This is a genomic window from Citrobacter sp. CK181 (assembly GCF_030333595.1).
Classification (GTDB): domain Bacteria; phylum Pseudomonadota; class Gammaproteobacteria; order Enterobacterales; family Enterobacteriaceae; genus Citrobacter_B; species Citrobacter_B koseri.
This window is the reverse complement of sequence record NZ_JAOWFN010000006.1, coordinates 20,609-46,650: the sequence shown is the minus strand read 5'-3', so window position 1 is coordinate 46,650 and position 26,042 is coordinate 20,609. Positions and strand designations below refer to the sequence as shown.

The window sequence follows — 26,042 nt, the reverse complement described above, 5'->3', positions numbered from 1 at the left end:
TTGTATTACCAATTAATGATCATCTGATGAACACAGACACTCCCACTTTCGAAGCACAGCAAGTTGTGCGCTTACGGCGCGGGGATCTGATCCGCAGACTACTTCAGCGGGATAAAACACCGCTGGCCATCTTATTAACGGCGGCGGTGGTCGGCACCGTCACGGGTCTTATTGGCGTTGCGTTTGAGAAAGCCGTGACCTGGGTGCAGAACTTACGCATCGGCGCGCTCGTTCAGACGGCCGATTACGCGATTCTGGTCTGGCCGCTGGCCTTTATCCTCTCTGCGCTGCTGGCGATGGTCGGTTATTTTCTGGTGCGTAAGTTTGCGCCGGAAGCCGGTGGGTCGGGCATCCCGGAAATAGAAGGCGCGCTGGAAGAGTTGCGTCCTGTTCGCTGGTGGCGCGTGCTTCCGGTGAAATTTGTGGGCGGTATGGGAACGCTGGGCGCTGGCATGGTGCTGGGGCGGGAAGGGCCGACGGTACAAATCGGGGGCAATATCGGGCGAATGGTGCTGGATCTCTTCCGTATGCGTAGCGCCGAGGCGCGTCACACCTTACTGGCAACCGGCGCGGCCGCAGGGTTATCGGCAGCCTTTAACGCGCCGCTGGCGGGGATCTTATTTATCATCGAAGAGATGCGCCCGCAGTTTCGCTACAATTTAATTTCGATCAAAGCCGTGTTTACGGGCGTGATCATGTCGAGCATTGTGTTTCGTATTTTTAACGGTGAAGCGCCGATTATTGAGGTCGGGAAGCTCTCAAACGCACCGGTTAATACGCTATGGTTATATTTAATCCTCGGTATGATTTTTGGCTGCGTCGGGCCGCTGTTCAATCACCTGGTATTGCGCACTCAGGATATGTTCCAGCGTTTTCACGGCGGCGAAATCAAAAAGTGGGTTCTGATGGGCGGCGCGATCGGCGGCCTGTGCGGTATTCTCGGCTTAATTGAGCCGGAAGCGGCGGGCGGTGGGTTTAATTTGATCCCCATTGCGGCGGCGGGAAATTACAGCGTAGGCCTGCTGCTGTTTATTTTTATCGCCCGCGTCCTTACCACGCTGCTTTGTTTCTCATCCGGCGCGCCGGGCGGAATTTTTGCGCCAATGCTGGCGCTGGGGACGTTGCTCGGCACCGCATTTGGTATGGCGGCTGCGGCGTGTTTTCCGCAGTACCATCTGGAAGCCGGAACATTCGCGATTGCCGGAATGGGCGCGTTGCTGGCGGCGTCGGTGCGTGCGCCTTTAACGGGAATCGTGTTAGTGCTGGAGATGACCGATAACTATCAGCTCATTTTGCCAATGATTATTACCTGTCTTGGCGCAACACTATTAGCACAATTTATGGGCGGAAAACCGCTATACTCCACCATCCTTGCGCGCACGCTGGCGAAACAGGATGCGGAGCAGGCGGCAAAAAGCCAGCGGTCGGTCGCTGGTGAGAATACTTGAATGAAATACCAGGGTATTAGATAATGCCATAACGATTGGGTTATAATTTGCCCAATTGCCAATGTCGTTTGGAGCAAAAAATGAGTGATGACGTAGCGCTGCCACTGCAATTTACTGAAGCAGCAGCCAAGAAAGTAAAAAGCCTGATCGCTGACGAAGATAACCCGAATCTGAAACTGCGCGTGTATATCACCGGCGGTGGTTGCAGCGGTTTCCAGTACGGTTTTACCTTTGATGATCAGGTAAACGAAGGTGATATGACCATCGAGAAGCAGGGTGTTGGCCTGGTGGTTGACCCGATGAGCCTGCAATATCTGGTAGGCGGCGCTGTCGATTACACCGAAGGTCTGGAAGGTTCCCGCTTTGTGGTCACCAACCCGAATGCGAAAAGCACCTGCGGGTGTGGTTCGTCCTTTAGTATCTGATGTATTGCCGGATGGCGACGCAGGGCGTCTTATCCGGCCTACGGTGCGTGTTGCTGCGTTCCTGAATGTAGGCCCGATAAGCGTCAGCGCCATCGGGCAGTGAAATCAACGCCCGTTCTCATCCAGAGCAAACGTCGGTAATTTTAAATGCCAACGAATTGCGGCCAGACGAATCATTAACGTCACAACCATCCCCATCATACTGGCGCTTTCCAGCGGCACGGAAAAGGTATAAAACGCCGTCGCATGCACGATGCCGCCGATAATACAGGCCGTGGCATAAATCTCCGTGCGTAAGATCATCGGCACTTCACGCGCCAGCACGTCGCGGATAATCCCGCCGCCGACGCCGGTAATCACGCCCATACAGATGGCGACCAGCGGGCCTGTTTCAGCAAGGAACGCCTTATTGACGCCGATACCGACGAACACCGCGAGGCCGACGGCATCCAGCACGGGAAGCATCCATTTAGGCAATCGTCTCGGCTGGCGCACCAGCAAAATGGTGAGCATGCTGGTGACCATCGCCACTACCAGGTCGGTCGGATCTTTGACCCAAAAGACGGGCCCGTTATCCAGCGCCATATCGCGGATCGTCCCGCCGCCCACTGCGGTCACGACGCCCAATACCAGTACGCCAAACGGGTCCATACGCAACTTTCCGGCCAGCAATACGCCAGAGATAGCAAAGACAGCTGTGCCTACAATATCCAGCCAATAGACGAGCATTATCGAATCCCCACTGAGAACCTGACTGCGCAGGTTCTATTCTACTTGTGAAAGCGCATTACAGAGTTGTTTTGCGGCGAGGATGATACGCGGGCTCGCGCGTTCAAACCAGTCACCATTCAGCGGTATAACCGGGATTTTTAGCTGATTTTGCCAGTATTGTTCGATTTTAGGAATTTCGCCCGCATCGCCGGTAACGACAATCGCCTGCGGATGTCGGGCCAGCACCTGCTCGCGGCTGACCTGCGGCCAGGGGACGCGACTGCCCGCAAAAATATTTTCTCCGCCGCAGACCTCCAGAACCTGGTTCTGGATGGAGCCTTTTCCGCTGGTGAATAACGGATTCGCGCCAAACTGGAGAAAAACGCGTTTTTTCGGTTTATCAGCGTACTGCGACTTTAGCGCGGCATACTCGTCCAGCAGCGTTTGCGCCGCACGTCTGGCTTTTTCTGGCTCAGGGCTCCATGCGGCAAGCTGGCGCAGTGCGTCGGCGACCTGCTCAATGGTTACGGCATCCACCCACATGATTTTAATGCCCAGGGACGCCAGCTGGTTAACCTGCCGTTCAGCATTGCCCCCTCGCCAGGCGATGACCAGGTCGGGTTTGAGCGCCACAATACGTTCCAGATTCATCCCTTGCCAGGTGGAGACTTCTTCGATGTTTTTCGCTTGCGGGGGATAGTCGGAATAACTGCTGACGCCAACGGGCGTGATCCCTGCGGCAAAGGCAAGTTCGGTGTTGGAAGGGGAGAGGGAAACGACGCGCGGTGCGGCGCAAAGCCACAGCGGAAGGGCTAAAAGCAGGGCGGCCAGCGCCCTGGAGAATAATTTAGCCATGCGCCAGTTTCTGCACCAGCGTTTCAACCATCAGGCTGGACTGCTTCGCGGCTACGGCCAGGAATTCGTCAAAGCTGAGGTGGGATTGCTGATCGGCCACATCAGAGATGGCGCGAACCACCACGAAAGGCACGTTGAAGTTATGGCAGACATGCGCGATCGCGGTCGCTTCCATTTCCACGGCAATCGCCTGCGGGAAATTGTGGCGGATTTTCGCCAGGCCCACGGAGCCGTTAATGAAAGCGTCGCCGCTGACGATCAATCCGCGAACCGCATTCAGGTTGAGTTTTGCGATGCAGGATTCCGCCGCCGCGATCAGCGCGTCGTCGGCTTTAAAACCTGCCGGGCAGCCAGGGAGCTGACCAAATTCATAACCAAACGCGGTAACGTCGGCATCGTGATAACGCGCTTCATCGGAAACGACGATATCGCCGACTGTCAGCGTCGGGGCCAGACCGCCAGCGGAACCGGTATTAATAATGACATCCGGCTTGCAACGTTCCAGCAGCAACGTTGCGCCCAGCGCCGCCGCGACTTTACCGATGCCGGATTTCAGCAGCGCAATCTCGGTCCCGTTCAGTTGGCCGGTGTAAATTTCACAACCGCCCAGGGTGATCGTCTGACGGTTTTCGATTTTGTCACGCAGCAGCGTAACTTCTTCTTCCATTGCACCAATGATGCCGATTTTCATAGATTTACTCGCGATAAGCCAGATTTGAGGGCATAGTCTATCATGCGCTTAAGGGGAAGCGCATTTCTCAGGCGGGAGAGGACATGGCACAGATCGATTTCCGAAATAAAATTAACTGGCATCGTCGTTATCGTTCACCGCAGGGTGTGAAGACCGAACATGAGATCCTGCGGATCTTTGAAAGCGATCGTGGACGCATCATCAATTCCCCGGCGATCCGTCGGCTTCAGCAAAAAACGCAGGTCTTTCCACTGGAGCGTAATGCCGCCGTTCGGACGCGGTTGACGCATTCTATGGAGGTGCAGCAGGTCGGGCGTTATATCGCGAAAGAGATCCTGAGCCGGTTAAAAGAGTTAAAGCTGCTGGAACAATACGGTCTGGATGAACTGACCGGCCCCTTTGAGAGCATTGTGGAAATGTCCTGCCTGATGCATGACATTGGCAATCCGCCGTTTGGTCATTTCGGCGAGGCGGCGATCAATGACTGGTTTCGCCAGCGCCTGCACCCGGCGGATGCGGAAAGCCAGCCGCTTAGCGACGATCGCTGCGCGGTGGCGGCGCTGCGTCTGCGTGAAGGCGAGGAGTCTTTGAATGATATTCGTCGCAAAGTGCGCCAGGATTTATGTCATTTCGAGGGCAACGCGCAGGGCATCCGCCTGGTGCATACATTAATGCGCATGAATCTGACCTGGGCGCAGGTGGGCGGCATTTTAAAATACACTCGCCCGGCATGGTGGCGAGGAGAAACGCCCGCGACGCACCGTTATTTAATGAAAAAGCCGGGGTATTATCTCTCTGAAGCGCCGTATATTGAGAGGTTACGTAAAGAACTTGCGTTAGCGCCTTACAGCCGCTTCCCATTAACATGGATTATGGAGGCCGCCGATGATATCTCTTATTGCGTGGCCGATCTGGAAGATGCCGTCGAGAAAAGAATCTTCAGCGTTGAGCAGTTATATCACCATCTTTACGAAGCATGGGGCCACCATGAAAAAGGATCGCTGTTTACTCAGGTTGTTGAGAATGCCTGGGAAAAGTCTCGTTCAAATTCGCTAAGTCGCAGTACGGAAGATCAGTTCTTTATGTATTTGCGCGTGAATACGCTAAATAAACTGGTGCCCTACGCAGCTCAGCGTTTTATTGATAATCTGCCGCAAATCTTTGACGGCAGTTTCAATCATGCGCTGCTGGAAGACGCCAGCAGCTTCAGCCAGTTGCTTGAGTTATATAAAAATGTGGCGATAAAACATGTGTTTAGTCACCCGGATGTTGAACAACTGGAATTACAGGGCTACCGCGTCATCAGCGGGTTATTAGAAATTTACCAACCGTTATTACGTATGTCCCTGGTAGATTTCAGGGAACTGGTTGAAAAAGAGCGGGTGAAGCGTTTTCCAATAGAATCTCGTTTATTCCAGAAGCTCTCTACGCGCCATCGCCTGGCTTACGTGGAGGCCGTCAGTAAATTATCGCCGGAGGCACCGGAGTACCCCACGCTGGAATATTATTATCGCTGCCGTTTGATCCAGGATTATATCAGCGGGATGACGGATCTGTACGCCTGGGATGAATACCGGCGTCTGATGGCGGTTGAATAATAAATACGCTTTTGTAAAGATGGACAATAAATTTTTACTTTTTCCAGAAACTTTATTCTGGAACTTCGCGCTATAAAACGAATCTGACGTACACAGCAATTTTGCGTTATCTGTTAATCGAGATTGAAACACATGAAAAAAACCACATTAGCAATGAGTGCACTGGCTCTGAGTTTAGGTTTGGCGCTGTCCCCCCTGTCTGCAACGGCGGCTGAGACGGCGTCTTCGGCAACGACTGCCCAGCAGATGCCAAGTCTGGCACCGATGCTCGAAAAAGTGATGCCATCGGTGGTGAGTATCAACGTGGAAGGTAGCACAACCGTCAACACGCCGCGCATGCCGCGTAATTTCCAGCAGTTCTTTGGCGATGATTCACCATTCTGCCAGGACGGTTCGCCGTTCCAGAGTTCTCCGTTCTGCCAGGGCGGGGGTCAGGGCGGCGGTCAGCAACAGAAATTTATGGCGCTGGGCTCCGGCGTCATTATTGATGCCGCAAAAGGTTATGTCGTCACCAACAACCATGTGGTGGATAACGCGACGGTCATCAAAGTTCAGCTGAGCGATGGCCGTAAATTTGACGCTAAGGTCGTCGGTAAAGATCCGCGCTCTGATATCGCGCTGGTTCAAATTCAGGACCCGAAAAATCTGACGGCCATTAAGCTGGCGGATTCCGACGCGCTGCGCGTGGGGGATTATACCGTCGCTATCGGCAACCCGTTTGGTCTGGGCGAAACGGTGACTTCCGGTATCGTCTCCGCACTGGGTCGTAGCGGTCTGAACGCGGAAAACTACGAAAACTTTATCCAGACGGATGCCGCCATCAACCGTGGTAACTCCGGTGGCGCGCTGGTGAACCTGAACGGCGAGCTGATCGGGATTAACACCGCGATTCTTGCGCCGGACGGCGGCAACATCGGTATTGGTTTTGCTATCCCCAGCAACATGGTGAAAAACCTGACCTCCCAGATGGTGGAGTATGGCCAGGTTAAACGCGGTGAGTTGGGTATCATGGGGACGGAGCTAAACTCTGAACTGGCGAAGGCGATGAAAGTTGATGCCCAGCGCGGCGCGTTTGTCAGCCAGGTGATGGCGAACTCTTCTGCGGCGAAAGCCGGTATTAAAGCCGGGGACGTGATCACGTCCCTGAACGGTAAGCCGATCAGCAGCTTTGCCGCGCTGCGCGCCCAGGTGGGTACGATGCCGGTAGGCAGCAAAATTAGCCTTGGTCTGCTGCGTGATGGCAAGCCGGTGACCGTCAACCTGGAACTGCAACAGAGCAGCCAGAATCAGGTTGATTCCAGCTCCATCTTCAATGGTATTGAAGGCGCGGAAATGAGCAACAAAGGCCAGGATAAAGGCGTTGTCGTCAGCAACGTGAAGCCGAATACGCCGGCTGCGCAGATTGGCCTGAAGAAAGGGGATGTGATTGTGGGGGCCAACCAGCAGGCGATTAAGAACATCGCTGAGCTGCGTAAAATCCTCGACAGCAAACCTTCTGTTCTGGCGCTGAATATTCAGCGCGGCGATAGCACCATCTATCTGCTGATGCAGTAATTTCCTCTCTTGCCCTTTTCCTGTCCGGGAAAAGGGCATTTCTCACATTCTGTGAGGCCCCCCACAACTCCATACTTCTCTGCTTTAGTTTGTGCAGATGCACAATGATGCAGGTTAGCATCTTCCCTATGCTTGAGCTCTGCTCACAGGAGGGGATTATGGCTGGCTGGCATCTTGATACCAAAATGGCACAGGATATTGTGGCGCGCACAATGCGCATCATCGATACCAATATCAACGTAATGGATGCCCGTGGGCGTATTATCGGTAGCGGCGATCGGGAGCGCATTGGTGAATTGCACGAAGGCGCGCTGTTGGTGCTGTCGCAGGGGCGCGTGGTCGATATTGATGATGCGGTGGCACGGCATCTCCACGGCGTGCGCCAGGGGATCAACCTGCCGTTGCGCCTGGAAGGGGAGATCGTCGGCGTTATTGGTTTAACCGGTGAGCCGCAACACCTGCGAAAATACGGTGAGCTGGTCTGTATGACGGCCGAAATGATGCTGGAGCAGTCGCGGCTGATGCATCTGCTGGCCCAGGACAGCCGTCTGCGTGAAGAACTGGTGATGAACCTGATTCAGGCTGAGGAAAATACGCCAGCGTTGACGGAGTGGGCGCAGCGGCTGGGTATCGACCTGAACCAACCGCGTGTGGCTGCTGTGGTTGAAGTGGACAGCGGGCAGCTTGGCGTTGACAGCGCGATGGAGGAGTTGCAGCAGTTGCAAAATGCGTTAACGACGCCTGAACGCAACAATTTGATTGCTATCGTTTCTTTGACGGAAATGGTTGTGCTGAAACCGGCGCTGAATCAGTTTGGGCGCTGGGATGCGGACGACCATCGCAAGCGTATTGAGCAGTTGATTTCCCGGATGAAAGAGAACGGGCAATTGCGCTTTCGGGTCGCACTGGGGAACTATTTTACCGGCCCGGGCAGTATCGCCCGTTCCTGGCGCACTGCGCGTACCACCATGATGGTGGGCAAGCAGCGTATGCCGGAGCAACGCAGCTACTTTTACCAGGATTTGATGCTGCCAGTGCTGCTGGACAGCCTGCGTGGTGGCTGGCAGGCCAATGAGCTGGCGCGCCCGCTCTCAAAGCTGAAAGCGATGGATAATAACGGGCTGTTACGCCGGACGCTGGCCGCGTGGTTTCGCCATAACGTGCAGCCGCTGGCAACGTCGAAGGCGCTCTTTATTCACCGTAATACGCTGGAATACCGTCTGAACCGCATCTCTGAGTTGACGGGGCTGGATTTGGGCAATTTTGACGATCGGCTGTTGCTGTATGTCGCGCTGCAACTGGACGAGCAACGGTGATTGCCTGATGGCGCGACGCTTATCAGGCCTACCGGGAGTTACCTGTAGGCCGGATAAGGCGTAACACGCCGCCATCCGGCAACACACAGCTTACTTACGCGTTAGTTTTTCCAGATCCGCTTCGATTTCGTTGATCTTGTTGGCGACCACGCTTTCCAGATGACGTAAATCATCCAGGATCTTACGTTTGAGATCGACTTCCGTGCGATCGCGCTGGCAGATCTGATCCAGCTCATCGATCACATAGCGCAGGTTAGGGCTGATCTCCTGCACCTCTTTGTAACCTTGTCCGATACCATCGGCGACGACGGTTTTACGCTGGCGGGGATATTTGAACTTTACGCTTTTGGCAAAGAACTCGCCTCTATCCTTCTGGAAATAGATTTTCAGGATATCGTTGTTGGCTTCTTGCCGCAGGCTGTAACGATCGATTTCTTCAGGATTGGTAATGCCCAGACTTTTCAGATTGTCATACATAGCGGTACCCTTCATCTCAACATAACCTATGAATAATTAACGAAAAGTTCTCTTTCCGCCAGCCACAGATGTAAAAAAAGCGGGCTGAGCCCGCTTTTTCAAATCATTGTTAGTCGATGGTACGTAACAGCTCGTTGATCCCGACTTTGCCGCGCGTCTTCGCGTCGACTTTTTTCACGATGACCGCACAGTACAGGCTGTATTTACCGTCTTTCGACGGCAGGTTGCCGGAAACCACAACGGAGCCTGCTGGTACGCGGCCATAATGGATTTCGCCCGTTTCGCGATCGTAAATACGGGTGCTTTGACCGATGTACACGCCCATAGAGATCACGGAACCTTCCTCAACGATCACCCCTTCAACCACTTCAGAACGCGCGCCGATGAAGCAGTTATCTTCGATGATTGTCGGGTTCGCCTGTAGCGGTTCCAGTACGCCGCCGATGCCGACGCCGCCGGACAGGTGTACGTTTTTACCAATCTGCGCGCAGGAACCTACGGTCGCCCAGGTATCTACCATCGTGCCTTCATCAACGAATGCGCCGATGTTTACATAGGATGGCATCAGCACGGTGTTGCGTGCGATAAACGCGCCCTGACGCACAGCGGCAGGCGGCACTACGCGGAAGCCTTCTTTCTGGAAGCGCGCTTCGTCATAGTCGGCGAATTTCATCGGCACTTTATCGAAGTAACGGCTTTCCGCACCGTCGATAACCTGGTTATCGTTAATACGGAAAGAGAGCAGAACCGCTTTCTTCAGCCACTGGTGAGTCACCCACTGGCCATCAATCTTTTCTGCCACACGCAGCGCACCGGAATCCAGCAGAGAAATGACCTGGTTAACCGCTTCGCGGGTCACGGTATCTACATTCGCCGGAGTGATGTCGGCACGGCGCTCGAAAGCGGACTCAATAACGTTCTGTAACTGCTGCATTGTTAAACTCTTTCCATATGAATAAACACACTACCCTTTATCGTTTGGATTGAGGGCCGCTGTCAACCGTTGATGCACTTCCTGCTGTAGCTCATTATTAAGGGCACGCCGGTCGGCTGTCGCGATTATGAATAAATCTTCTACTCGCTCGCCAATGGTTGTAATTCGGGCGCCATGAAGCGAAATTCCCAGATCGGCAAAAATTTGCCCGACCCGCGCCAGCAGGCCCGGCTGATCGAGAGCGATAAGTTCAAGGAACGATTTTCTGTCGGTGTGAGTAGGCAGAAAAGTGACCTCGGTATCGACGGTAAAGTGGCGCAGTTTGGCCGGCTGGCGACGCGGCTGCGGAGGCTGCCAGCTGCTCTGGGTAATTGCCTGCTCCAGTCCAAAACGGATGGCTTCGTGACGGTCGGCGGAGAGAGGGCTGCCGTCCGGCTCCAGCACAATAAAGGTATCCATCGCCATGCCGTCGCGGGTGGTGAAGATTTGCGCGTCATGAACGCTCAGATTGCGCCTGTCCAGCTCTGCGCAAACGGCGGCAAACAGATAAGGGCGATCAGGACTCCAGATGAAGATCTCCGTTCCGCCGCGCGTGGCCTGCGGGCTGACCAGAATCAGCGGTCGGGTCAGATCGTGCTGTAACAGATGACGCGCATGCCAGGCCAGCTGATTCGGACTATGGCGCACGAAATAGTTAGCGCGGCAGCGTGTCCAGATTTGATGCAGCGCCTCTTCGTTTATATTGTCCATTCGCAGCAGCGCCAGCGCCTGAAGCTGATGATGGCGCACGCGTTCGCGCATATCCGGCGTGTTTTGCATGCCGCGACGTAGCTGTTTTTCGGTGGCGAAGTACAGTTCGCGCAACAGGCTTTGCTTCCAGCTGTTCCACAGCGTTTCGTTAGTGGCGCAAATGTCAGCGACCGTCAGGCATACCAGGAAGCGCAGACGGTGTTCCGTTTGCACCTCTTCGGCGAACTGTTTGATGACCTCAGGGTCCTGGATATCGCGCCGCTGGGCGGTAACCGACATCAGCAGGTGCTGGCGTACCAGCCAGGCGACCAGTTGCGTTTCGCGTGAGTTCAGGCCGTGCAGTTCGGCAAATTTGAGCACGTCCTGCGCGCCCAGTACCGAGTGGTCGCCGCCGCGCCCTTTGGCGATATCATGGAACAGCGCCGCGATCAGGATCAGTTCCGGTTGCCGCAGGCGCGGCCAGAGATCGACGCACAGCGGATGGCGCTGTCGGGTATCTTCTTTGGCGAAACTTTCCAGCTTCAGCATCACGCGAATGGTGTGCTCATCCACCGTATAGGCATGGAACAGGTCGAACTGCATTTGGCCGACGATATGCGACCATTGCGGCATGTAAGCCCAAAGCACGCTGTGGCGATGCATTGGCAGCAAACCGCGGCTGACGGCGCCCGGATGACGCAGCATACTGAGAAACAGAGAGCGCGCTTCCGGGATGTAGCACAGCGGCTGGGTCAGGTGGCGGCGGGCATGGCGCAGATGGCGCAGCGTGGTGGAATAGATGCCAGTGATGGTGCTATTGCGCACCATCATATAAAACATCCGCAGGATCGCTTCCGGCGAACGGATAAACAGATCGTCATCGCGCAGGTCGATCAGCGTGCCGCGCAGTTGAAAATCGTCATCAATCGGGCGCGGTTTTTCATCGGCGGGCAGGGCGAGGATTGCTTCATCAAACAGCTGTAATAGCATCTGGTTCAGTTCGCTCACCCGACGCGTGACCCGGAAATAGTCTTTCATCATGTGCTCAACCGGCTCGTTGCCTTCGCCAGTGTAGTTGAGCCGCTGGGCAACGCTGAGCTGCCTGTCGAACAGCAGTCGGTTGTCGTAACGGCTGACCACCAGGTGCAGCGCGAAGCGAATGCGCCACAAAATATGCAGGCACTCGTTTAGCTCGGCGCGTTCTGCCTGGGTTAAGAAGCCGAAGCCGACCATCTCATTGAGAGACGTTGCGCCGAAGTGACGGCGGGCCACCCATTGCAGGGTGTGGATATCACGCAGGCCGCCGGGGCTGCTTTTAATATCGGGTTCAAGGTTATAGCTGGTGCCGTGATAGCGCTGGTGGCGCTGGTTTTGCTCTTCGACTTTGGCGGCGAAAAATTTCTCCGACGGCCAGAAGCCTTCACTGAAAATATGCTTTTGCAGTTCCAGAAAAAGCGCCACGTCGCCGATCAGCAGACGTGTTTCAATCAGATTGGTGGCGACGGTTAAGTCCGACAGCCCTTCCAGCAGACACTCTTCCAGTGTGCGCACGCTATGCCCTACTTCCAGCTTCACATCCCACAGCAAGGTCAGCAGTTCCCCGACTTTTTGCGCCTGAGCGTCGGGCAGCTTTTTACGGCTCAGGATGAGCAGGTCAATGTCGGAAAGCGGATGCAGCTCGCCCCGGCCATAGCCGCCGACGGCTACCAGGGCCAGATCGGCAATTTGCCCGAATCCGGCGTCGATCCACAGTCGTTGCAGCAGCTGGTCGATAAATTCGGTGCGGGCTTCAATCAATTGCTCTGCGGAAATCCCGCTGTCAAAAGCGTCTCCCAGCCACTGCTGGAAAATATCAATGTGGGCTTTAATTCCGCTGACGGTAAGCTCGTCACGCGACCAGGCTCCCGGATTTTGCGGTTGGCCGGGTAGGGTGGGGAGAGCCGTATTCGCGTGCTGTTCAGGAAGAGTATTCATTATGCGCCACCCATTAAAAAGCCGGATGCGGCGTTAACGCCTTATCCGGCCTACGGGTAAACGCTGATTGTAGGCCTGATAAGCGGTAGCGCCATCAGGCAAAAGTTTATGCGTCGTGCGTGATAATCGCCGGGATGGTGTCATCCTTGCGTAACGTCAGAATTTCACAGCCGTTTTCGGTTACCACAATAGTATGCTCGTACTGCGCAGACAAGCTTCTGTCTTTGGTTTTTACCGTCCAGCCGTCTTTCATGGTGCGGATGCGGTAATCACCGGCGTTCAGCATCGGTTCAACGGTGAACGTCATTCCCGGTTGCAGAACCACGCCGCCGTCGTCCGCATCGTAGTGCAGAACCTGCGGTTCTTCATGGAAGCCGCGACCAATCCCGTGACCGCAATATTCGCGGACGACAGAGAAGCCTTCGCCTTCCGCGTATTTCTGAATGGCTGCACCCAGCGTGCGCAGACGGATGCCTGGTTTGACCATTCGCAGCGCCAGATACAGGCTTTCCTGGGTTACACGGCACAGGCGCTCGCCCAGAATCGTCGGTTTGCCGACGATAAACATTTTCGACGTATCGCCGTGGTATTCATCTTTAATTACGGTTACGTCGATATTGACGATATCGCCGTCTTTCAGCAATTTGCCGTCGTCCGGGATACCGTGGCACACCACTTCATTAATGGAGATGCAAACGGATTTCGGATAACCGTGGTAGCCGAGGCAAGCGGAGATCGCGTGTTGTTCATTGACGATGTAGTCGTTGCAGATGCGATCCAGTTCCCCGGTGCTGACGCCCGGTTTGATATACGGTTCGATCATCTCCAGCACTTCTGCGGCCAGGCGGCCAGCGACGCGCATTTTTTCGATTTCTTCAGGGGTCTTGATTGAGATAGCCATGAATTCTGTCCATCGGTGTCGATTATTTCGACAATAATTGTGTAAGTGCTGTCAATGGTATCAGTCCAAAGCGTAGCCTGCCAAATTGAGAATCATTAACAGCACATCGAGCCAACAATTATTGGTGTCTGCGGCGTATTTGTGGTATAAAGCGCGCCGGACTTCCGTTCCATTCGAAGACTACACAAGATGGACTGAAGCGACAAATCTCACTTTGTGTAACAACACACACGTATCGGCACATATTCCGGGGTGCCCTTTGGGGTCGGTAATATGGGATACGTGGAGGCATAACCCCAACTTTTATATATAGAGGTTTTAATCATGGCAACTGTTTCCATGCGCGACATGCTCAAGGCTGGTGTTCACTTCGGTCACCAGACCCGTTACTGGAACCCGAAAATGAAGCCGTTCATCTTCGGTGCGCGTAACAAAGTTCACATCATCAACCTTGAGAAAACGGTACCGATGTTCAACGAAGCGCTGGCTGAACTGAACAAGATTGCTTCTCGCAAAGGTAAAATCCTTTTCGTTGGTACTAAACGTGCTGCAAGCGAAGCGGTGAAAGACGCTGCTAACAGCTGCGACCAGTTCTTCGTGAACCATCGCTGGCTGGGCGGTATGCTGACTAACTGGAAAACCGTTCGTCAGTCCATCAAACGTCTGAAAGACCTGGAAACTCAGTCTCAGGACGGTACTTTCGAAAAGCTGACCAAAAAAGAAGCGCTGATGCGCACTCGTGAGCTTGAGAAACTGGAAAACAGCCTGGGCGGTATCAAAGACATGGGCGGCCTGCCGGACGCACTGTTCGTTATCGATGCTGACCACGAGCACATTGCTATCAAAGAAGCAAACAACCTGGGTATCCCGGTATTTGCTATCGTTGATACCAACTCTGATCCGGACGGTGTTGACTTCGTTATCCCGGGTAACGACGACGCAATCCGTGCTGTTAGCCTGTACCTGGGCGCTGTAGCTGCAACCGTTCGTGAAGGCCGTTCTCAGGATCTGGCTTCTCAGGCGGAAGAAAGCTTCGTAGAAGCTGAATAATAAGGCACGCTCGTTCGAGCCCCCTTATAAACCAGGTAGTATCACGTTTGGTTAGGGGCCCTTTAGGCCCCTTTTTCACTTTTAAATCTGTGCGGTTTGATGCCGGGCAGATCAAATCTTCCGAGGATTTTAGAATGGCTGAAATTACCGCATCCCTGGTAAAAGAGCTGCGTGAGCGTACTGGCGCAGGCATGATGGATTGCAAAAAAGCACTGACTGAAGCGAATGGCGACATCGAGCTGGCAATCGAAAACATGCGTAAATCCGGTGCGATCAAAGCAGCGAAAAAAGCAGGCAACGTTGCTGCTGACGGCGTGATCAAAACCAAAATCGACGGCAACTACGGCATCATTCTGGAAGTTAACTGCCAGACTGACTTCGTTGCTAAAGATGCTGGTTTCCAGGCATTTGCTGACAAAGTGCTGGACGCCGCTGTTGCTGGCAAAATCACTGACGTTGACGTGCTGAAAGCACAGTTCGAAGAAGAGCGCGTTGCTCTGGTGGCAAAAATCGGTGAAAACATCAACATTCGCCGTGTTGCTTCCCTGGAAGGCGACGTTCTGGGTTCTTACCAGCACGGTGCGCGCATCGGTGTTCTGGTTGCGGCTAAAGGCGCTGACGAAGAGCTGGTTAAACAGCTGGCAATGCACGTTGCTGCAAGCAAGCCTGAGTTCGTTAAGCCGGAAGACGTGTCTGCTGAAGTGGTAGAGAAAGAATACCAGGTACAGCTGGACATCGCGATGCAGTCTGGTAAGCCGAAAGAAATCGCAGAGAAAATGGTTGAAGGCCGCATGAAGAAATTCACCGGCGAAGTTTCTCTGACCGGTCAGCCTTTCGTTATGGAACCGAGCAAATCTGTTGGTCAGCTGCTGAAAGAGCACAACGCCGACGTAACTGGCTTCATCCGCTTTGAAGTGGGCGAAGGCATCGAGAAAGTTGAGACTGACTTTGCAGCAGAAGTTGCTGCGATGTCCAAGCAGTCTTAATTGTCGAAAAGGAGCCGCCTGAGGGCGGCTTCTTTTTGCGTCCATCTTGTAAATTCAGCCAACCCCTATAGTGGCTGCGCTGAAAAGCGACATACAATGTCGCCGGAATTAACTCATCTCAATCGTTGACAGTCTCAGGAAAGAAACATGGCTACCAATGCAAAACCCGTCTATAAACGTATTCTGCTTAAATTGAGTGGCGAAGCTCTGCAGGGTTCGGAAGGCTTCGGTATTGATGCAAGCATACTGGATCGTATGGCTCAGGAAATCAAAGAACTGGTGGAACTGGGCATTCAGGTTGGTGTGGTGATTGGTGGCGGTAACCTGTTCCGTGGTGCTGGTCTGGCGAAAGCGGGTATGAACCGCGTTGTGGGCGACCACATGGGCATGCTGGCCACCGTGATGAACGGTCTGGCGATGCGCGATGCGCTCCACCGCGCCTATGTGAACGCCCGCCTGATGTCCGCTATTCCGCTGAATGGCGTGTGTGACAATTACAGCTGGGCAGAAGCCATTAGTCTGCTGCGTAATAACCGTGTGGTTATCCTGTCAGCGGGCACCGGCAACCCCTTCTTCACCACCGACTCTGCGGCTTGCCTGCGCGGTATCGAAATTGAAGCGGATGTGGTGCTGAAAGCCACGAAAGTCGATGGAGTATTTACTGCGGACCCGGCCAAAGATCCGTCCGCCACGATGTATGAGCAACTCACCTACGGCGAAGTGCTGGATAAAGAGCTGAAAGTGATGGATCTGGCTGCGTTCACGCTGGCTCGTGACCACAAATTGCCAATTCGTGTCTTCAATATGAACAAGCCGGGCGCGCTGCGTCGCGTCGTGATGGGCGAAAAAGAAGGGACTTTAATCACGGAATAATTCCCGTGATGGCCAATTCCGGGTAAGATTCGCCTTTACCCGGCAGGATTTATATATCCTGTGGCATGAATTAAACGAGACTATACTGAGCATACTCTGTATACACGAAATCATTCATGCTGCATCACGGCGGCAAGAGCGTGAATCCCGAGGCCCGTACACCGGTACGTGACAGGGAAGAACGTTCGCAGCCAACGCAGAGGCAGCCTGAAGGATGAAGTGTATTGTGTGATTGTCTGGTCGACTGAGACTAGTTTTCAAGGATTCGTAACGTGATTAGCGATATCAGAAAAGATGCTGAAGTACGCATGGAAAAATGCGTTGAAGCGTTTAAAAACCAAATCAGCAAAATTCGCACGGGTCGTGCTTCTCCCAGCCTGCTGGATGGCATTGTCGTGGAATATTACGGCACGCCGACTCCGCTGCGTCAGCTGGCGAGCGTAACGGTAGAAGACTCCCGCACGCTGAAAATCAACGTGTTCGATCGCTCCATGAGCCCGGCGGTTGAGAAAGCGATTATGGCTTCTGACCTCGGCCTGAACCCGAGTTCTGCGGGTAGCGATATCCGTGTTCCGCTGCCGCCGCTGACTGAAGAACGTCGTAAAGACCTGACCAAAATCGTTCGTGGCGAAGCAGAGCAGGCGCGTGTTGCCGTGCGTAACGTACGCCGTGATGCGAACGACAAAGTAAAAGCGCTGCTGAAAGATAAAGAGATCAGCGAAGATGACGATCGCCGTTCTCAGGACGAAGTACAGAAACTGACTGACGCTGCCATCAAGAAAGTTGATGCGGCGCTGACGGAAAAAGAAGCGGAACTGATGCAGTTCTGATTTTCCTGTACGACTAAAACGCCGCTGGTTGACCCTGACGGGTCTTCCGGGCGGCGTTTTGCTTTCTATCCTGTCTCAATTCTTCTGGACGTTTCATGAAGCAACTAACCATTCTGGGCTCGACCGGCTCTATTGGTTGCAGCACGCTGGATGTGGTGCGCCATAATCCTGAAAGCTTCCGTGTTGTCGCGCTGGTTGCGGGTAAAAATGTCACCCGTATGGTAGAGCAGTGCCTGGAGTTTTCGCCGCGTTATGCGGTGATGGACGATGAACAGAGCGCTCAACGGCTGAAAACTGCGCTTCTGGAACATGGAAGCCGCACTGACGTCCTGAGCGGACAACAGGCCGCCTGCGATATGGCTGCGCTGGATGAGGTCGATCAGGTGATGGCGGCTATCGTGGGCGCGGCAGGTTTGCTGCCTACGCTTGCGGCGATTCGCGCCGGTAAAACCATCCTGCTTGCCAATAAAGAGTCGCTGATTACCTGCGGGCGTCTGTTTATGGACGAGGTGAAACGCAGTAAAGCCCGGCTTTTACCGGTAGATAGCGAACATAACGCGATTTTTCAGAGTATGCCCCAACCTATTCAAAACGATCTGGGATACGCTGAGCTGGAGCAAAATGGCGTGATGTCGATTTTGCTTACCGGGTCTGGTGGCCCTTTTCGTGAAACGCCATTGTGCGATCTGGCGGCCATGACGCCCGATCAGGCATGTCGTCATCCGAACTGGTCTATGGGACGAAAAATTTCCGTCGATTCCGCCACCATGATGAATAAAGGTCTGGAATACATTGAAGCGCGTTGGTTGTTTAACGCCAGCGCAAGCCAGATGGACGTGTTGATTCACCCGCAGTCGGTTATTCACTCAATGGTGCGTTATCAGGACGGCAGCGTTCTGGCGCAACTGGGGGAGCCGGATATGCGTACGCCAATCGCGCATACGATGGCGTGGCCGAATCGCGTGAACTCTGGCGTGAAGCCGCTCGATTTTTGCAAGCTCAGTGCGTTGACGTTCTCTGCGCCGGATTATCAGCGTTATCCGTGCCTGAAACTGGCGATGGACGCGTTTGAGCAAGGTCAGGCCGCGACAACCGCGCTGAATGCGGCGAATGAAATCACCGTCGCCGCATTTCTGGCTGAAGAGATTCGCTTTACAGATATTGCTGAGCTCAATTTATCTGTGCTGGAGAAAATGGATTTGCAGGAACCGGGAAGCGTTGACGACGTTCTCAGGGTTGATGCCGTCGCGCGTGACGTCGCCAGAAAACAGGTGATGCGACTCGCAAGCTGATGATAATCCCTCTACACAGGATCGTGCTATTTGTTAGCGTTGGGCTTCAGTGATATAGTCTGCGCCACCCGATCGCAGATATTTGGCTTTATGCGGTCAGGTAAGCCGTGGTTTGACACGGCTTTTTTGTGGATGCACAAAATCATTCAGGTTGCATCATTCATAGCCAACGAAGAGGCAGCCTGAAGGATGAAGCGCAAAAGGCTTCAGTATTCCTGAGTACCGTTAAATCCTTTCAGGGACTAAAAACGCGTTATGTTGTCTGCAACTCAACCATTAAGCGAAAATTTGCCAGCACATGGCTGTCGCCATGTAGCAATCATTATGGATGGCAATGGCCGCTGGGCGAAAAAGCAAGGGAAGATTCGCGCCTTTGGGCATAAGGCCGGAGCAAAATCCGTCCGTCGGGCCGTATCTTTCGCTGCCAACAACGGTATTGATGCGTTAACGCTGTATGCCTTTAGCAGTGAGAACTGGAACCGACCAGCGCAGGAAGTGAGTGCGTTAATGGAGCTGTTCGTGTGGGCGCTGGATAGCGAAGTAAAAAGCCTGCATCGCCATAACGTTCGCCTGCGCATTATTGGCGACACCAGTCGATTTAACTCGCGTTTGCAAGACCGTATTCGCAAGTCTGAAGCGCTTACCGCCCAGAATACCGGGCTGACGCTGAATATCGCGGCGAATTATGGCGGACGTTGGGATATTGTCCAGGGAGTCAGACAACTGGCAGAACAGGTGCAGGAAGGACTGCTGCGCCCTGATCAGATTGACGAAGAGATGCTAAACCAGAAAATCTGTATGCATGAACTGGCTCCTGTAGATTTAGTAATTAGGACTGGGGGAGAGCATCGCATTAGTAACTTTTTGCTTTGGCAAATTGCCTATGCCGAACTTTACTTTACTGATGTTCTTTGGCCCGATTTCGATGAACAAGACTTTGAAGGGGCGCTGCATGCCTTTGCCAATCGAGAGCGTCGTTTCGGCGGCACCGAGCCCGGTGATGAAAAAGCCTGATGGGGGTCGCTTTTGCTGAAGTATCGCCTGATTTCTGCTTTTGTTTTAATACCCGTTGTCATCGCGGCGCTTTTTTTACTCCCGCCGGTGGGGTTCGCCATTGTCACGCTGGTCGTTTGTATGCTGGCCGCCTGGGAATGGGGACAGTTAAGCGGTTTTACCACGCGTACTCAGCGGGTCTGGCTGGCGGTGCTGTGCGGGTTATTGCTGGCGCTGATGCTGTTTTTGCTGCCTGAATATCACCGCAACATTCATCAACCGCTTGTTGAGGTTTCGCTTTGGGCGTCGTTGGGCTGGTGGGTCGTTGCATTATTACTGGTGTTATTTTATCCCGGTTCGGCGGCGATCTGGCGTAATTCAAAGACATTACGCGTAATTTTCGGGGTGTTAACCATCATTCCTTTTTTTTGGGGAATGCTGGCGCTGCGCGCCTGGCACTATGATGAGAATCATTACAGTGGCGCCATATGGCTGCTCTATGTCATGATCCTCGTCTGGGGGGCAGACTCCGGGGCATATATGTTTGGCAAACTGTTCGGCAAACATAAACTTGCGCCAAAGGTTTCTCCTGGTAAAACCTGGCAGGGCTTTATTGGCGGACTCGCGACTGCCGCCGTGATTTCATGGGGTTACGGCATGTGGGCGAATCTGGATGTTGCGCCTTCAACCTTACTGATTTGTTCTGTCATCGCGGCCCTGGCGTCAGTGCTGGGCGATCTGACTGAGAGCATGTTTAAGCGTGAAGCAGGAATTAAGGACAGTGGTCACTTGATCCCAGGGCATGGTGGTATTCTGGATCGTATTGATAGCCTGACGGCGGCAGTACCGGTCTTTGCTTGCCTGTTGTTACTGGTATTCAGGACACTCTAACGGAAGGTTTTATGCTGAGTATTCTCTGGAATCTGGCTGCATTCATCGTCGCACTGGGTGTGCTTATCACCGTGCATGAATTTGGTCATTTCTGGGTTGCCCGGCGCTGCGGTGTTCGTGTCGAGCGCTTTTCTATCGGTTTTGGGAAAGCGCTTTGGCGGCGTACCGATCGATACGGTACGGAATATGTGATCGCCATGATTCCCCTCGGCGGTTACGTCAAAATGCTGGATGAGCGCGCTGAGCCGGTTGTGCCGGAACTGCGCCACCACGCTTTCAACAATAAAACCGTGGGACAGCGGGCGGCGATTATCGCCGCAGGTCCGATTGCAAATTTTCTTTTCGCTATTTTTGCCTACTGGCTGGTTTTTATCATCGGCGTCCCTGGCGTTCGTCCGGTGGTTGGTGAAATAACACCCAACTCGATTGCCGCCCAGGCGCAAATTCTTCCTGGTACGGAACTTAAAGCCATTGATGGCATCGAAACCCCTGATTGGGATGCGGTGCGCTTACAGCTGGTGTCCAAAATCGGCGATGAGCGTACGACAATCAGCGTGGCGCCGTTCGGCAGTAATCAGCGCCAGGATAAAACGTTAGATTTGCGCCACTGGGCATTTGAGCCAGATAAAGAAGATCCTGTATCTTCTTTAGGGATTCGGCCGCGTGGTCCACAGATCGAACCGGTGCTGTCAGAAGTGCAGGCGAACTCCGCTGCAAGTAAGGCGGGTTTGCAAGCAGGCGACAGGATCGTTAAAGTCGATGGTCAGTCGTTAACGCAATGGATGACGTTTGTGACGCTTGTGCGCAACAATCCAGATAAGCCGTTAGCGCTGGAAATTGAAAGGCAGGGGAGTTCCTTGTCTTTGACGTTAATCCCGGATACAAAGCCGGTTAACGGAAAGGCAGAAGGTTTTGCGGGTGTTGTGCCTAAAATTATTCCTCTGCCGGATGAGTACAAGACTGTACGCCAGTATGGGCCATTCAGCGCCATCCTCGAAGCCACGGACAAGACGTGGCAGTTGATGAAGCTGACGGTCAGTATGCTGGGAAAATTGATAACCGGTGATGTGAAACTGAACAACCTCAGTGGGCCGATTTCTATCGCTCAGGGGGCTGGGATGTCAGCGGAATTTGGGGGCATTTATTACCTGATGTTTCTTGCGCTTATCAGCGTGAACTTAGGGATAATCAACCTGTTTCCGCTGCCCGTTCTTGACGGGGGGCATCTGCTGTTCCTGGCGATTGAAAAGCTGAAGGGCGGGCCGGTATCCGAGCGGGTTCAAGACTTTAGTTACCGCATTGGCGCGATTTTGCTGGTGTTGTTAATGGGGCTTGCACTTTTCAATGATTTCTCTCGGTTGTAAGAGAGTTAGTTAGGAAGAACGCATAATAACGATGGCGATGAAAAAGTTGCTCATAGCGTCGCTGCTGTTTAGCAGCGCCACCGTATACGGTGCTGAAGGGTTCGTGGTGAAGGACATTCATTTCGAAGGCCTACAGCGAGTCGCCGTTGGTGCGGCCCTCCTCAGTATGCCGGTGCGCACAGGCGACACGGTTAATGATGAAGATATCAGTAATACCATTCGTGCTCTGTTCGCCACTGGCAACTTCGAGGATGTCCGCGTCCTGCGCGATGGTGATACGCTTCTGGTTCAGGTAAAAGAACGTCCGACGATTGCCAGCATCACTTTCTCCGGTAACAAATCGGTGAAAGATGACATGCTGAAGCAGAACCTTGAGGCGTCTGGCGTGCGTGTTGGCGAATCACTGGATCGCACCACGCTCTCTGATATCGAAAAAGGACTGGAAGACTTCTACTACAGCGTTGGTAAATACAGCGCCAGCGTAAAAGCGGTCGTCACGCCGCTGCCGCGTAACCGTGTGGACCTCAAACTGGTGTTCCAGGAGGGTGTATCGGCGAAGATCCAACAGATCAATATCGTCGGCAACCATGCCTTCAGCACTGACGAACTCATTTCTCACTTCCAACTGCGCGACGAAGTGCCGTGGTGGAACGTCGTGGGCGATCGTAAATACCAGAAACAAAAACTGGCTGGCGACCTTGAGACGCTGCGCAGCTACTATCTGGATCGCGGTTATGCCCGTTTCAACATCGATTCGACGCAGGTCAGCCTGACGCCGGATAAGAAAGGCATCTACATCACCGTTAATATCACCGAAGGCGATCAGTACAAGCTTTCCGGTGTGCAGGTGAGCGGTAACCTGGCTGGACACTCCGCCGAGATTGAGAACCTGACGAAGATCGAACCAGGCGAACTCTATAACGGTACCAAAGTGACCAAAATGGAAGACGACATCAAGAAACTTCTTGGTCGTTATGGCTATGCCTACCCGCGCGTGCAGTCGCAGCCTGAAATCAACGATGCCGACAAAACCGTTAAATTACGTGTGAACGTTGATGCGGGTAACCGTTTCTACGTGCGTAAGATCCGTTTTGAAGGCAACGACACCTCGAAAGATTCCGTCCTGCGTCGCGAAATGCGCCAGATGGAAGGGGCATGGTTAGGCAGCGATCTGGTCGATCAGGGTAAAGAGCGTCTGAACCGTCTGGGTTACTTTGAAACCGTCGATACCGACACGCAGCGCGTTCCGGGCAGCCCGGACCAGGTTGACGTCGTCTATAAAGTGAAAGAGCGTAACACCGGTAGCTTTAACTTCGGTATTGGTTACGGCACAGAAAGCGGCGTGAGCTTCCAGGCGGGCGTTCAGCAGGATAACTGGTTAGGTACGGGTTATTCCGTGGGTATTAACGGGACCAAAAACGACTACCAGACCTATACTGAACTGTCTGTCACTAACCCATACTTCACCGTTGATGGCGTCAGCCTCGGCGGCCGTATCTTCTATAATGACTTCCAGGCAGATGATGCGGATCTGTCCGACTATACCAACAAAAGTTATGGTACAGACGTTACGCTGGGCTTCCCGATTAACGAGTACAACACGCTGCGTGCAGGTTTAGGTTATGTACATAACTCCCTGTCCAACATGCAGCCGCAGGTTGCCATGTGGCGTTACCTGAACTCGATGGGTGAATATCCGTCCGATACGAATGACCGCAACTCATTCAGCGCTAACGACTTCACCTTCAACTACGGTTGGACTTATAACAAGCTGGACCGTGGCTTCTTCCCGACGGAAGGTACGCGTGTCAACCTGAATGGTAAAGTGACCATCCCGGGCTCTGATAACGAATACTACAAAGCGACGCTGGATACCGCGACCTATGTGCCGATCGATGACGATCACAAATGGGTGGTTCTGGGTCGTACTCGTTGGGGTTATGGTGACGGTATTGGCGGCAAAGAGATGCCGTTCTATGAGAACTTCTATGCCGGTGGCTCAAGCACCGTGCGTGGCTTCCAGTCCAATACTATCGGTCCAAAAGCGGTGTACTACCCGGCGAGCAGCCGTCATGACGGTGATGACGACTACGATAACGATTGTAAGAGCACTGAAACTGCGCCGTGTAAGTCTGATGACGCAGTAGGCGGTAACGCTATGGCTGTCGCCAGCCTCGAATTCATCACCCCGACGCCGTTTATTAGCGACAAGTACGCTAACTCGGTTCGTACCTCCTTCTTCTGGGACGTAGGTACTGTCTGGGATACGAACTGGGATTCGAACGCGTATGCCGGTTACCCGGACTACAGCGATCCGAGTAATATCCGTATGTCTGCTGGTATCGCATTACAATGGATGTCCCCATTGGGGCCGTTGGTCTTCTCCTACGCCCAGCCGTTCAAAAAGTACGATGGAGACAAATCGGAACAGTTCCAGTTTAACATTGGTAAGACCTGGTAATTGTTCTGTGCAAAGGAATGTAATGGTAGTGTAGCGATGACTTTTGGCGATCTCGTCTGAGATCGCCTGGCCACGCAAAGAACTGTGTCTGCGGGCACAAATGGGATGGTAAGGAGTTTATTGTGAAAAAGTGGTTATTAGCTGCAGGTCTCGGTTTAGCGATGGTAACGTCCGCACAGGCTGCTGACAAAATTGCGATCGTTAATATGGGTAGCCTGTTCCAACAGGTCGCACAGAAGACGGGTGTTTCTAACACGCTGGAAAACGAGTTCAAAGGCCGTGCCAGCGAATTGCAGCGTATGGAAACCGATCTGCAATCTAAAATGCAGCGTTTGCAGTCCATGAAAGCAGGTAGCGAACGTACTAAGCTGGAAAAAGACGTGATGGCTCAACGCCAGACTTTCTCTCAGAAAGCCCAGGCTTTTGAACAGGATCGCGCGCGTCGTTCCAACGAAGAACGTGGCAAACTGGTTACCCGTATCCAGACTGCTGTGAAATCCGTTGCTAACAGCCAGAGCATCGATCTGGTCGTTGATGCCAACACCGTTGCTTATAACAGCAGCGACGTGAAAGACATCACTGCTGACGTACTGAAACAGGTTAAATAAGTAATGCCTTCAATTCGACTGGCTGATTTAGCAGAGCAGTTGGATGCAGAATTACACGGTGATGGCGATATCGTCATCACCGGCGTTGCGTCCATGCAATCTGCACAAACAGGCCACATCACGTTCATGGTGAATCCTAAATACCGTGAACACTTAGGCGTATGCCAGGCTTCTGCCGTTGTCATGACGCAGGACGATCTTCCTTTTGCTAAGAGTGCTGCGTTGGTAGTGAAGAACCCCTACCTGACGTATGCGCGAATGGCGCAAATTTTAGATACCACGCCGCAGCCTGCGCAGAATATTGCACCGAGTGCAGCGATCGATGCGACAGCGACGCTGGGTAACAATGTTTCAGTTGGCGCGAATGCGGTCATTGAGTCTGGCGTAGAACTGGGCGATAACGTGATTATCGGCGCAGGTTGCTTCGTCGGGAAAAACACAAAAATCGGTGCAGGTTCGCGTCTGTGGGCGAATGTAACGATTTACCACGACATTCAGATCGGTGAGAATTGCCTGATCCAGTCGAGCACTGTCGTCGGCGCAGACGGTTTTGGTTACGCTAACGATCGGGGTAACTGGGTGAAGATCCCGCAGCTTGGTCGCGTCATTATTGGCGATCGTGTTGAGATCGGCGCCTGTACGACGATTGACCGTGGCGCGCTGGATGACACTGTGATCGGCAACGGCGTTATCATTGATAACCAGTGCCAGATTGCACATAACGTTGTGATTGGCGACAATACGGCGGTTGCCGGTGGCGTCATTATGGCGGGCAGCCTGAAGATTGGCCGTTACTGCATGATTGGCGGGGCCAGCGTGATTAACGGGCATATGGAAATATGCGATAAAGTCACGGTGACGGGTATGGGGATGGTCATGCGTCCTATCACTGAGCCTGGCGTCTATTCTTCAGGCATTCCGTTGCAGCCTAACAAAGTATGGCGTAAAACCGCTGCACTGGTGATGAACATTGATGATATGAGCAAGCGTCTCAAAGCGATTGAGCGCAAGGTTAATCAACAAGACTAGCGTTCCACCTGTAGTGTCATCCTTTTACGGCCTGTCACATTCATATGATTGC

At 53.4% G+C, this 26,042-nt stretch carries 23 protein-coding genes and 1 pseudogene; 17 read left to right on the top strand and 7 right to left on the bottom strand.

Annotation, left to right across the window (positions count from 1 at the left end; genetic code table 11):
* The first annotated feature begins 26 nt into the window (after positions 1-26).
* From clcA to erpA, 3 genes and pseudogenes are all read left to right on the top strand, one after another.
* Positions 27-1,448: a H(+)/Cl(-) exchange transporter ClcA gene (gene clcA, locus OGW17_RS00805; RefSeq protein ID WP_012134002.1), complete on the top strand. Its 1,422-nt coding sequence runs from the start codon at positions 27-29 to the stop codon at positions 1,446-1,448.
* 28 nt (positions 1,449-1,476) lie between these two features.
* Positions 1,477-1,536: pseudogene (gene yadW / locus OGW17_RS00800) on the top strand (small protein YadW).
* Complete coding sequence (erpA, locus tag OGW17_RS00795) at positions 1,529-1,873, top strand: iron-sulfur cluster insertion protein ErpA (protein ID WP_012134001.1); 345 nt, start codon at positions 1,529-1,531, stop codon at positions 1,871-1,873. The pseudogene yadW and the gene erpA overlap by 8 nt, the downstream one beginning before the upstream one ends.
* A 105-nt stretch (positions 1,874-1,978) precedes the next feature.
* On the opposite strand, the gene OGW17_RS00790 is transcribed toward erpA, so the two are convergent.
* From OGW17_RS00790 to mtnN, 3 genes are read right to left on the bottom strand one after another with little or no spacing between them, the layout of a single operon-like run.
* Positions 1,979-2,602 (bottom strand): TRIC cation channel family protein, encoded by a 624-nt coding sequence (locus OGW17_RS00790; RefSeq protein ID WP_012134000.1) that lies wholly within the window; start codon positions 2,600-2,602, stop codon positions 1,979-1,981.
* Positions 2,603-2,638: 36 nt separating this feature from the next.
* Complete coding sequence (gene btuF / locus OGW17_RS00785) at positions 2,639-3,439, bottom strand: vitamin B12 ABC transporter substrate-binding protein BtuF (RefSeq protein ID WP_071257605.1); 801 nt, start codon at positions 3,437-3,439, stop codon at positions 2,639-2,641.
* Positions 3,432-4,130, bottom strand: coding sequence for a 5'-methylthioadenosine/S-adenosylhomocysteine nucleosidase (mtnN, locus tag OGW17_RS00780; RefSeq protein WP_012133998.1), 699 nt, complete (start codon positions 4,128-4,130; stop codon positions 3,432-3,434). The genes btuF and mtnN overlap by 8 nt, the downstream gene beginning before the upstream one ends.
* An 83-nt stretch (positions 4,131-4,213) precedes the next feature.
* Here mtnN and dgt point away from each other — a divergent pair, with 83 nt between their 5' ends.
* The 3 genes from dgt to cdaR all read left to right on the top strand — a co-directional run bounded on the left by dgt (position 4,214) and on the right by cdaR (position 8,598).
* A complete protein-coding gene (gene dgt, locus OGW17_RS00775; RefSeq protein ID WP_012133997.1) occupies positions 4,214-5,728 on the top strand; it encodes a dGTPase in 1,515 nt (504 codons plus the stop codon).
* Positions 5,729-5,860: 132 nt separating this feature from the next.
* Positions 5,861-7,282, top strand: coding sequence for a serine endoprotease DegP (gene degP / locus OGW17_RS00770; protein ID WP_012133996.1), 1,422 nt, complete (start codon positions 5,861-5,863; stop codon positions 7,280-7,282).
* A 158-nt stretch (positions 7,283-7,440) separates the two neighbouring features.
* Positions 7,441-8,598 carry a DNA-binding transcriptional regulator CdaR gene (cdaR, locus tag OGW17_RS00765; RefSeq protein ID WP_071257608.1) on the top strand — a complete coding sequence of 386 codons (1,158 nt, stop codon included), beginning with the start codon at positions 7,441-7,443 and terminating at the stop codon, positions 8,596-8,598.
* Between the two features lie 90 nt (positions 8,599-8,688).
* Here the strand turns inward: cdaR and OGW17_RS00760 are convergent, their stop codons facing one another.
* From OGW17_RS00760 to map, 4 genes are all read right to left on the bottom strand, one after another.
* Complete coding sequence (locus OGW17_RS00760; RefSeq protein ID WP_024130689.1) at positions 8,689-9,075, bottom strand: DUF3461 family protein; 387 nt, start codon at positions 9,073-9,075, stop codon at positions 8,689-8,691.
* Positions 9,076-9,184: 109 nt separating this feature from the next.
* Positions 9,185-10,009 (bottom strand): 2,3,4,5-tetrahydropyridine-2,6-dicarboxylate N-succinyltransferase, encoded by an 825-nt coding sequence (gene dapD / locus OGW17_RS00755; protein WP_012133993.1) that lies wholly within the window; start codon positions 10,007-10,009, stop codon positions 9,185-9,187.
* A 30-nt stretch (positions 10,010-10,039) separates the two neighbouring features.
* Positions 10,040-12,712, bottom strand: coding sequence for a bifunctional uridylyltransferase/uridylyl-removing protein GlnD (gene glnD / locus OGW17_RS00750; RefSeq protein WP_071257610.1), 2,673 nt, complete (start codon positions 12,710-12,712; stop codon positions 10,040-10,042).
* Between the two features lie 106 nt (positions 12,713-12,818).
* Positions 12,819-13,613, bottom strand: coding sequence for a type I methionyl aminopeptidase (gene map, locus OGW17_RS00745; RefSeq protein ID WP_012133991.1), 795 nt, complete (start codon positions 13,611-13,613; stop codon positions 12,819-12,821).
* Positions 13,614-13,937: 324 nt separating this feature from the next.
* Between map and rpsB the strand changes: the two genes are divergently transcribed.
* The 11 genes from rpsB to lpxD all read left to right on the top strand — a co-directional run bounded on the left by rpsB (position 13,938) and on the right by lpxD (position 25,990).
* Positions 13,938-14,663 (top strand): 30S ribosomal protein S2, encoded by a 726-nt coding sequence (gene rpsB, locus OGW17_RS00740; protein WP_012133990.1) that lies wholly within the window; start codon positions 13,938-13,940, stop codon positions 14,661-14,663.
* Between the two features lie 134 nt (positions 14,664-14,797).
* The gene (gene tsf / locus OGW17_RS00735) at positions 14,798-15,649 is read left to right on the top strand and encodes a translation elongation factor Ts (RefSeq protein WP_024130688.1); all 852 of its coding nucleotides are present in this window, start codon (positions 14,798-14,800) and stop codon (positions 15,647-15,649) included.
* A gap of 147 nt (positions 15,650-15,796) precedes the next feature.
* Positions 15,797-16,522: a UMP kinase gene (pyrH, locus tag OGW17_RS00730; protein ID WP_012133987.1), complete on the top strand. Its 726-nt coding sequence runs from the start codon at positions 15,797-15,799 to the stop codon at positions 16,520-16,522.
* A gap of 272 nt (positions 16,523-16,794) precedes the next feature.
* Complete coding sequence (gene frr / locus OGW17_RS00725) at positions 16,795-17,352, top strand: ribosome recycling factor (RefSeq protein WP_024130687.1); 558 nt, start codon at positions 16,795-16,797, stop codon at positions 17,350-17,352.
* A 95-nt stretch (positions 17,353-17,447) separates the two neighbouring features.
* Positions 17,448-18,644, top strand: a complete 1,197-nt coding sequence (gene ispC, locus OGW17_RS00720; RefSeq protein WP_012133985.1) for a 1-deoxy-D-xylulose-5-phosphate reductoisomerase — start codon at positions 17,448-17,450, stop codon at positions 18,642-18,644.
* A 255-nt stretch (positions 18,645-18,899) separates the two neighbouring features.
* Positions 18,900-19,658, top strand: coding sequence for a (2E,6E)-farnesyl-diphosphate-specific ditrans,polycis-undecaprenyl-diphosphate synthase (gene ispU / locus OGW17_RS00715; protein WP_024130686.1), 759 nt, complete (start codon positions 18,900-18,902; stop codon positions 19,656-19,658).
* Positions 19,659-19,670: 12 nt separating this feature from the next.
* Entirely contained in the window at positions 19,671-20,528 is an 858-nt protein-coding gene (gene cdsA, locus OGW17_RS00710) for a phosphatidate cytidylyltransferase (RefSeq protein ID WP_012133982.1), read from the top strand.
* 11 nt (positions 20,529-20,539) lie between these two features.
* Positions 20,540-21,892 carry a sigma E protease regulator RseP gene (rseP, locus tag OGW17_RS00705; protein WP_012133981.1) on the top strand — a complete coding sequence of 451 codons (1,353 nt, stop codon included), beginning with the start codon at positions 20,540-20,542 and terminating at the stop codon, positions 21,890-21,892.
* Positions 21,893-21,923: 31 nt separating this feature from the next.
* Positions 21,924-24,353, top strand: coding sequence for an outer membrane protein assembly factor BamA (bamA, locus tag OGW17_RS00700; protein WP_071257613.1), 2,430 nt, complete (start codon positions 21,924-21,926; stop codon positions 24,351-24,353).
* Between the two features lie 122 nt (positions 24,354-24,475).
* Positions 24,476-24,961 (top strand): molecular chaperone Skp, encoded by a 486-nt coding sequence (gene skp, locus OGW17_RS00695; protein ID WP_024130685.1) that lies wholly within the window; start codon positions 24,476-24,478, stop codon positions 24,959-24,961.
* Between the two features lie 3 nt (positions 24,962-24,964).
* Positions 24,965-25,990, top strand: coding sequence for a UDP-3-O-(3-hydroxymyristoyl)glucosamine N-acyltransferase (gene lpxD / locus OGW17_RS00690; protein ID WP_012133978.1), 1,026 nt, complete (start codon positions 24,965-24,967; stop codon positions 25,988-25,990).
* Positions 25,991-26,042: the final 52 nt, after the last annotated feature.